The organism is Streptomyces rubellomurinus (assembly GCF_000961885.1).
Classification (GTDB): Bacteria; Actinomycetota; Actinomycetes; order Streptomycetales; family Streptomycetaceae; genus Kitasatospora; species Kitasatospora rubellomurina.
The window spans coordinates 100,562-109,446 of the sequence record NZ_JZKH01000017.1; the positions used below are offsets into that span (position 1 = coordinate 100,562).

The 8,885-nt window shown below is 73.9% G+C and carries 5 protein-coding genes; 3 read left to right on the forward strand and 2 right to left on the reverse strand.

Annotated features, from left to right (window positions below; all coding sequences use genetic code 11):
• The first annotated feature begins 328 nt into the window (after nucleotides 1-328).
• Nucleotides 329-3,067, forward strand: coding sequence for an alpha-glucan family phosphorylase (glgP, locus tag VM95_RS11335; RefSeq protein WP_045694903.1), 2,739 nt, complete (start codon nucleotides 329-331; stop codon nucleotides 3,065-3,067).
• A 113-nt stretch (nucleotides 3,068-3,180) separates the two neighbouring features.
• Nucleotides 3,181-4,080: a COG1361 family protein gene (locus tag VM95_RS11340; RefSeq protein WP_045694907.1), complete on the forward strand. Its 900-nt coding sequence runs from the start codon at nucleotides 3,181-3,183 to the stop codon at nucleotides 4,078-4,080.
• A 72-nt stretch (nucleotides 4,081-4,152) separates the two neighbouring features.
• Here the strand turns inward: VM95_RS11340 and VM95_RS11345 are convergent, their stop codons facing one another.
• Complete coding sequence (locus VM95_RS11345) at nucleotides 4,153-6,012, reverse strand: ABC transporter ATP-binding protein (protein WP_045694910.1); 1,860 nt, start codon at nucleotides 6,010-6,012, stop codon at nucleotides 4,153-4,155.
• Entirely contained in the window at nucleotides 6,009-7,814 is a 1,806-nt protein-coding gene (locus VM95_RS11350) for an ABC transporter ATP-binding protein (protein ID WP_045694914.1), read from the reverse strand. Before VM95_RS11350 ends, VM95_RS11345 begins: the two co-directional genes overlap by 4 nt.
• A gap of 238 nt (nucleotides 7,815-8,052) precedes the next feature.
• On the opposite strand from VM95_RS11350, the gene VM95_RS11355 reads away from it, so the two are divergent.
• A partial coding sequence (locus tag VM95_RS11355; protein WP_045694964.1) for a cyclic nucleotide-binding domain-containing protein occupies nucleotides 8,053-8,885 on the forward strand: 833 nt, incomplete at its 3' end.

The following is an 8,885-nucleotide window of genomic DNA, read 5'->3' on the forward strand; positions in this document are numbered from 1 at the left end:
GGGTTCCGGACGTGCTGCCTGAGGGGGACGCCACCCGTCGCCGCACTCCCCACGGCATCAACGACCTTCGGTCATCCTCGCACCGGGGACAAGGTTTTTGCAGCAGTACGACAGGAGTTTCGGGCATCGCCCCGGGCGGACGCACCATCGGAAATGGATCCGTACCGAAGAGTTCACGCATTGGTAGCGCGCCTCCCGGAAATGTGCGCCTCGTGCGCCCCCCGTACGGATCGATGCGCCGAATGCGATCTCATCAATAGGCCGAACGGATGCCCAATAGCCCGCTTGACGCACTGCCATGACGGCCGTCGGGGCTACGCTTCACGCCGTGAAGGCAATCCGCAGATTCACCGTCCGCACCGTCCTGCCCGAACAACTCCAGCCGCTGCACGAGCTGGCCCTCAATCTGCGCTGGTCCTGGCACCCCGAGACCAGGGACCTCTTCCGGTCCGTGGACCCGGAGGTCTGGGCCGCGACCGGCGAGGACCCGGTGCGGCTGCTCGGGGAGGTCCCGGCCGCCCGGCTCGCCGCGCTCGCCGCCGACCGGCGCTTCCTCCGCAGACTCGGCGACCTCGCCGACGACCTGCAGGAGTACCTGACCGGCCCGCGCTGGTACCAGTCCCGGGCCGAGGACGGCCCGACCCCGCCGCCCGCCGCGATCGCCTACTTCTCCCCCGAGTACGGCATCGCCGCCGCGCTGCCGCAGTACTCCGGCGGGCTCGGCATCCTGGCCGGCGACCACCTCAAGGCGGCCAGCGACCTCGGCGTCCCGCTCATCGGCGTCGGCCTGTTCTACCGCCACGGCTACTTCCGGCAGTCCCTGAACCGGGACGGCTGGCAGCAGGAGCGCTACCCGCTGCTCGACCCGGACGAGCTCGCCGTCAGCCTGCTCCGCGAGCCGGACGGCACGCCCAGCCGGGTCGACCTCGCCCTGCCCGGTGGCCGCACCCTGGCCGCCCGGATCTGGAAGGCCCAGGTCGGCCGCGTCCCGCTGCTGCTGCTCGACTCCGACATCGAGGCCAACTCGCCCGCCGAACGGGACGTCACCGACCGGCTGTACGGCGGCGGCAGCGAGCACCGGCTGCTCCAGGAGATGCTGCTCGGCATCGGCGGCGTCCGGGCCGTGCGCGCCTACTGCCGGCTCACCGGGCACCCCGCCCCCGAGGTCTTCCACACCAACGAGGGCCACGCCGGCTTCCTCGGCATCGAGCGGATCCGCGAACTCGTCGCCGACCGGTGCGCCGACCGGTGCGCCGAGCAGAGCGCCGACCGGGCCGCCGGCCGCGAGGCCGAAGCCGCCGGCCGCGACGCCGAGGGGCCCGACTTCGCCGCCGCCCTGGAGGCCGTCCGGGCCGGCACCCTGTTCACCACCCACACCCCCGTCCCGGCCGGCATCGACCGCTTCGACCGCGAGCTGGTCGCCCGCCACTTCGGCGGCGACGCCGCCCTGCCCGGCGTCCCGGCCGACCAGGTGCTCGCGCTCGGCGCCGAGACCTGGCCCGGCGGCGACCCGAAGCTGTTCAACATGGCCGCCATGGGCCTGCGGCTCGCCCAGCGCGCCAACGGGGTCTCCACCCTGCACGGCGAGGTCAGCCGAGCCATGTTCAACGGCCTGTGGCCCGGCTTCGACGCCGCCGAGGTACCGATCACCTCCGTCACCAACGGCGTGCACGCCGCCACCTGGATCGACCCGGCCGTCGTCCGGCTGGGCGCCGCCGAGATCGGCGCCGACCGCGCCGAGGAGGCGATGACCACCGGCGAGACCCGGCGCTGGACCGGCCTGGAGCGGATCGGCAACACCGAGATCTGGGACCTGCGCCGCAGCCTGCGCGCCCAACTCGTCGACGAGGCCCGGCACCGGCTGCGCGCCTCCTGGCGCCAGCGCGGCGCCGGCGAGGCCGAACTCGGCTGGGTCTCCTCGGTGCTCGACCCGGACGTGCTCACCATCGGCTTCGCCCGCCGGGTGCCCTCCTACAAGCGGCTCACCCTGATGCTGCGCGACCCGGACCGGCTGCGCGGCCTGCTGCTGCACCCCACCCGACCGGTGCAGATCGTGGTCGCCGGGAAGGCCCACCCGGCCGACGACGGCGGCAAGCGGCTGATCCAGCAGATGGTCGCCTTCGCCGACGACCCGGCCGTGCGGCACCGGATCGTCTTCCTGCCGGACTACGACATGGACATGGCCCGGCACCTCTACCCGGGCTGCGACGTCTGGCTGAACAACCCGCTGCGTCCGCTGGAGGCCTGCGGCACCTCCGGGATGAAGGCCGCGCTGAACGGCTGCCTCAACCTGTCCGTCCTGGACGGCTGGTGGGACGAGTGGTACGACGGCCAGAACGGCTGGGCGATCCCCACCGCCGACGAGGGCGCCGGCGTGCTCGACCCGGACAGCGGCGAGGCCGAGCGGCGCGACGACATCGAGGCCGCCGCGCTCTACGACCTGATCGAGGAGCAGGTCGCCGCCCGGTTCTACGACCGGGCCGGCGACGGGCTGCCGCACCGCTGGATCGCCATGGTCCGGCACACCCTGGTCACCCTCGGGCCCAAGGTGCTGGCCGGCCGGATGGTCCGCGAGTACGTGGACCGGCTGTACGCCCCGGCGGCGCTGGCCCAGCGGGAGCTCGCCGCGGGCGGCCACCGCGGCGCGCGGGAGCTGGCGGCCTGGAAGGCCAAGGTCCGGGCGGCCTGGCCGGCCGTGCGGGTCGAGCACGTCCAGGCGGAGGGCCCGGGCGAGGCCCAGGAGCTGGGCAGCGCACTGGAGCTGCGGGTGCAGGTCGCGCTCGGGGCGCTGGAGCCGGGCGACGTCGAGGTGCAGGCCGTCTCCGGGCGGGTGGACGAGACGGACGGCATCTCGGACGCCGCCGTGCTCGCCCTCAAGCCGGTCGGCGGGCCCGACCTGGACGGGCGGACCCGCTACGAGGGCTCGCTGGAGCTGGCCCGGACCGGCCCGTTCGGCTACACCGTCCGGGTGCTGCCCGCGCACCCCCGGCTGGCCTCGCCGGCCGAGCTGGGGCTGGTCGCCCTGCCCGCCGAGTCGGCCGGGATGGACGCCGGGCTGCTGCGCTGATCCTCCGCGCCAGGCACGGTCGTCCGCGCTGCCGTTCGTGGTACTCCGACCGAGTACTACGGACGGCAGCCGTCCGGTTGCCCGGTGTGCGGGCCGGCGGGAGCGTGGGCAGCATGATGCGAACCCTGCGCGCGGTCGCCCTCGCCGCGCTCTCCGTAGTCCTCCTCGCGGCACCGGCGCAGGCCGCCGCCCACCCCCAGGCCGCACCGCCCGCCGAGGCGCGGATCTCGGTCGAGCTTTCGCCGCCGGGCCCGGTCGTCCCCGGGGAGAGCGGCACGCTCGAAGTGAGGATCACCAACAACGGCCCGTCGACCACCACCGACGAGACCCTGGTGGTCGTGCACTTCCCGTCGCCCGGCGTGGTCCAGTCCGCCGACCCGCCGGTCACCCTGACCTACTTCGGCACCGGCAGCTCCTACAAGATCCCGGCCGGCCTGGCGCCGGGCGCCGCCTCGGTGGAGAAGCTGGCCCTGCGCGTCGCGCCGATCACCTCGCCGTTCATCACGATCGACGGCGACGTCCAGGCCTTCTACCCGGGCGACCCGGACCAGTCCGGCCACACCACGCCGTACAGCTTCACCACCGCCGACACCAAGGCGCACTTCACGGTCGGCGCCTCCTCCGCGATCACGGGCGACGGCCGCCCCGACCCGCAGCCCGGCGACCTCACCGGCAAGCCCGGCGCGACCGTCCACCTGCCGCTGTGGGTGTTCAACACCGGGCCGTCCTACTCGCGGCAGCCGATCGAGGTGCGGATCACCGTGCCCGAGGGGACCGTGCTCGCCGACCCGCCGCCGTACCGCTGCACCTCGACCTCGCCGCGCACGCTGGACTGCAGCTACCCCAGCGGGCCGCGCTACAAGGACGCGATCTTCATCGACCCGGCCGTGGTGATCGACCCGGCGACGACGGCCGGGCAGGTGCTCCCCGGCGGGACGATCGACGTGGTGGCCGCCGTGGAGGACTGCCCGTCGCCGGACTGGCACGCCGACTACGCGGTGACGGTGGACTGAACCACCCCCCGGACAAAGCGGCCCGGCCGGGTGCGTGACGGCGCACCCGGCCGGGCTGAACCATGGCCCGCGTCAGACGAGACTGTCCCGCCAGGCGCGGTGCAGGGTGGCGAAGCGGCCGGTGCCGTCGATCAGCTCCTGCGGGGAGCCGTCCTCGACGATCCGGCCCTGGTCCATCACCAGGACGCGGTCGGCGATCTCCACGGTGGAGAGCCGGTGCGCGATGATCACCGCCGTCCGGCCGGCCAGCACCGTGCGCATCGCCCGCTGGACGGCCTGCTCGCCGGGGACGTCCAGCGAGCTGGTCGCCTCGTCCAGGATCAGCACCGCCGGGTCGGCCAGCAGGGCGCGGGCGAAGGCGACCAGCTGGCGCTGCCCGGCGGAGATCCGGCCGCCGCGCTTGCGCACGTCGGTGTCGAAGCCGTCCGGCAGCGCGGCGATGAACTCGTACGCGCCGATGTCCCGGGCGGCCCGCTCGACCTCCTCGCGGGTCGCGGCGGGGCGGCCGATCGCGATGTTCTCGGCGACGGTGCCGGAGAACAGGAACGACTCCTGGGTCACCATCACCACCCCGCGCCGCAGCTCCGGCGTGGCGAGCTCGCGCAGGTCCACGCCGTCCAGCCGGACCCGGCCGCCGGTCGGGTCGTAGAACCGGGCCAGCAGCTTGGCGACCGTCGACTTGCCCGCGCCCGTCGCACCGACCACCGCGACGGTCTGCCCGGCCGGGATCACCAGGTCGAAGGGCGGCAGCACCTCCTTGCCGGTGCGGTAGGCGAACCGCGTCCGCTCGAAGCGCACTTCGCGCCCCCCGGCCGCCACTCGCCCGCTCGCCGGGAGGGCCGGCAGCTCCCGGGGCTCGGCCGGCTCGGTGACGGTCGGCTCGTGGGCGAGCAGGCCGGCGATCTTCTCCAGGGCGGCGGCCGCCGACTGGTAGCCGTTCAGGAACATCGCCAGCTGGTCGATCGGGTCGTGCAGCCGGCGCAGGTAGAGCACGACGGCGGTGAGCACGCCCAGCTCCAGCGCGTCGTGCATCACCAGCTGGGCGCCGAGCAGCACCACGCCGGTGATCCACAGGTTGGCGGTGACCCGGGAGAGGCCGACGTACCGGGCGATCTCCAGCAGGCCGTCCGCGGTCGTGGTCGCGGCCGTCCGGTTGACCACCGCGTAGGCGGCGTCGTTGGCCTTCTCGCGGCGGAACGCCTGCACCGGGCGGATGCCGTTCATGGTCTCGGTGAAGCGGACGATCATCGAGGCGGCGGACGTGCGGGAGCGGCGGTAGACCCGGATCGAGCGGTTGCGGAACGAGCGGGCGATCAGCGCCAGCGGTAGCAGGGACGCCAGCGAGACCAGGCCGAGCCGCCAGTCCAGCACCAGCAGCAGCACCGAGATGTAGCAGGTCGACAGGACGACGAGCAGCAGCTCCTGCAGCCCCTCGGACAGCAGCTCGCGCAGCGCGTCGATGTCGCTGGTGGCGCGGGAGATGATCCGGCCCGAGGTGTAGCGCTCGTGGAAGTCCAGACTGAGCCGCTGGGCGTGCCGGAAGATCCGGCCGCGCAGGTCCAGCAGCACGTCCTGGTTGATCCGGGAGCTGATCTTGACGAACGCCCACTCCAGCACCGGGCCGAGCAGCGCGCAGCACAGGTAGGCGGCCATCACCGCGATCAGCGGGCCGGCGTCGTGCTCGCGCAGCGCCGGGATGCCCCGGTCCATCGCGACGGCCACCAGCAGCGGCCCGGACTGCAACGCGGCCTGCTGGAGCAGGATCACCGTCATCGCGACGGCGATCCGGCCCCGGTGCGGGCCGAGCAGGGAGCGCAGCAGCGCCCGCGGCGCGCCGGGCGGGACGGGGATGTCCTCCTCGTCGGCCGGGGGCGGGAGCAGTTCCTCCTCGACCGGTTCGAGCTCGTCGACCGGCTCGGTGGTGGTGGTCATCGGGCGCTGCTCCCCTCGGGGACGGGGGCGGCCTCGCCCGACATCAGTTCGCGGTAGTGCGGGCAGTCGCGCAGCAGCTCCTGGTGGGTGCCGACCGCCTCGATCCGGCCGTCCGCCAGCACCGCGACCCGGTCGGCCAGCAGCACGGTGCTGGGGCGGTGGGCGACCACCAGGGCGGTGGTGGAGCCCAGCACCTCGCGCAGCGCCCGTTCGACCAGCGCCTCGGTGTGCACGTCCAGCGCGGACAGCGGGTCGTCCAGGACCAGGAACGCCGGGTCGCCGACCACGGCGCGGGCCAGCGCGAGCCGCTGGCGCTGCCCGCCGGACAGGCTCAGGCCCTGCTCGCCGACCTCCGTCCCGGCCCCCTCGGGGAGTCGGTCGACGAAGCCGGCCTGGGCGGTGGCGAGGGCCGAGCGCAGCTGCGCCTCGCTCGCGTCGGGGGCGCCCATCAGGACGTTCTCCCGGACGGTCGCGGAGAACAGGGTGGGCTCCTCGAAGGCGACGGCGACCAGCTCGCGCAGCCGCTGCCGGGGCAGCTCGCGGATGTCCCGGCCGTCCAGGGTGATGGTGCCGGCGGTGGGCTCGTACAGTCGGGGGAGCAGCGCGGTGAGGGTGGTCTTGCCGCTGCCGGTGGCGCCGACCAGGGCCATCGTCTCGCCGCTGCGGATGTGCAGGTCGACGCCGGCCAGCAGGTCGGGGCTGTCCTCGGGGGCGTCGGGGTAGCGGAAGCGGACGCCGGTGAGGCGGATGCCGTCCGGTTCGGTGCCGAGGTCGGCGCGGGTGCCCGGGTCGTCGGCCTCGGGGGTGTCCAGCACCTCGAAGACGCGGTCGGCGGCGGTGGAGGCCTCGTTGGCGTAGGCGAGCAGCCAGCCCAGCGACTCGACCGGGAAGCGCAGCGCGAGCGCGGTGGACAGGAAGGTGACCAGGTCGCCCGCGCTCAGCTGGTCGTGGGCGACGAGGTAGGAGCCGACCGCGAGGGCGCAGCAGACGGCGAGTTCGGGCAGGCCGGTGACGACGGACCACAGGTTGGCGAGCAGGTGGGCCTTGCGCAGCTCGGTGCGGCGCAGTTCGCGGGACTGCTCCCGGAAGCGGTCGGCCATCGAGCGGTGCCGGCCGAAGGCCTTGAGGATGCGGATGCCGAGCACGGACTCCTCGACCACGGTGGCGAGGTCGCCGTTCTGGTCCTGGGCGCGCCGGGAGGCGTCGGAGTAGCGGCCCTCGAAGCGGCGGGTGATCAGGAGCAGCGGGACGGCGGGGGCCAGGAAGATCAGGGCGAGCCGCCAGTCCAGGCTGAACATCACCGCGGCGCCGGCCAGGAAGGTCAGCGAGTTGACGACCAGGAAGACCAGGGCGAAGGCCAGGAACAGCCGGATGACGTAGAGGTCGGACCCGGCCCGGCTGAGCAACTGGCCGGAGCCCCAGCGGTCGTGGAAGGCGACCGGGAGGCGCTGGAGCTTGCCGAAGAGGTCGGCCCGCATCCGCGCTTCGAGGTCGGCGAGCGGGCGGGACAGCACCACCCGGCGGGTGTAGAACAGCCCGGCCTCGATCAGGCCGAGGGCGAGCACCAGGCCGACCAGCGGCCACAGTGCGCCGGAGTCGTGGTCGGCGACCGGGCCGTCGACGATCCGGCCGAGCACCACCGGGACGGCGAGGGTGGTGAGCATGCCGAGGGTCGCGGCGGTGGCCGAGACGGCCAGCCGGCCGCGGACGGCCCGCGCGTAGGGCCACAGGCGCAGCAGCGAGCGGACCGTGGAGCGGCGCCCGCGCCCGGCGGTCTTGTCGTCATGTCGGTTCTCGGCCATCGCGGTGAGGGTAGGCCCGGTCCGCGTCATATCTCATCCGGTTTTTCACCCCTGACGGTGCCGCCCGACGAGAACCGGCCACCCGTACGGGCGGTGCGGGAGCGGGCGAAGGGGCGCGTACGGCGGTTCGTGCAGGAAGGAGTACGTCGTGCGCCTCTTGCGGGCGCCACCGCATCGGCCGATTACATCTCCTGACGGATGCCCGAGTACGGGAACCGAGTGACGGGAGATGAAGGACATGACGGTCGACACCGAGTCCGGCCCGGCCGGCGGCGCGGCGGCGCTGGTGCAGGTGCGGGCGCAGCTGAGCCTCAGCACGGCGGCGGCGCGGAACCTGGCGACGACGACCAAGTCGGCGCCGCAGATGCAGGAGATCACCTCCCGTTGGCTGCTCAAGATGCTGCCCTGGGTGCAGGTCAGCGCGGGGACGTACCGGGTCAACCGGCGGCTCAGCTACGCCACCGGGCGCGGCCGGGTGGGCTTCGCCAAGACCGGCACCTCGGTGAGCGTGATCGCCCCGTCGCTGACCGAGGTGCCCGCGCTGCGCGGTTTCGGGGACGAGGCGGTGCTGGAGGAGCTGGCCCGCCGGTTCGTGCAGCGGGACTTCGCCCCGGGCGACCTGCTGGTGCGCGAGGGCGAGCCGATCAGCGAGGTGTTCCTGATCGCGCACGGCAAGGTCGAGCGCCTCGGCACCGGCAAGTACGGCGAGGAGACGGTGGTCGGCACCCTGGCCGATGGCGACCACATCGGCGACGAGGCGTTGACCGAGGCGTCCGGCAACTGGCCGTACACGGTGCGGGCGGCGACGGCGGGCGTGGCGATGGCGCTGCCGTGGTCGCAGTTCCAGGAGCTCACCGACCGCTCCGCGGAGCTGCGCGAGCACCTGCTGGGCTTCGCGGCCGACGCCGCGCAGGCGCAGAACGCGCACGGCGAGGCGGACATCGACCTGTCGGCGGGCCACGAGGGCGAGGTCGAGCTGCCCGGCGCCTTCGTGGACTACGAGCTGAAGCCGCGCGAGTACGAGCTGAGCGTCGCGCAGACGATCCTCAAGGTGCACACCCGGGTCGCCGA

Bases quoted from the DNA above. Each gene is read 5' to 3' on its own strand.
- VM95_RS11345 (WP_045694910.1), bottom strand. From the start codon at position 6,012: ATGACCACCACCACCGAGCCGGTCGACGAGCTCGAACCGGTCGAGGAG.
- VM95_RS11350 (WP_045694914.1), bottom strand. From the start codon at position 7,814: ATGGCCGAGAACCGACATGACGACAAGACCGCCGGGCGCGGGCGCCGC.
- VM95_RS11340 (WP_045694907.1), top strand. From the start codon at position 3,181: ATGATGCGAACCCTGCGCGCGGTCGCCCTCGCCGCGCTCTCCGTAGTC.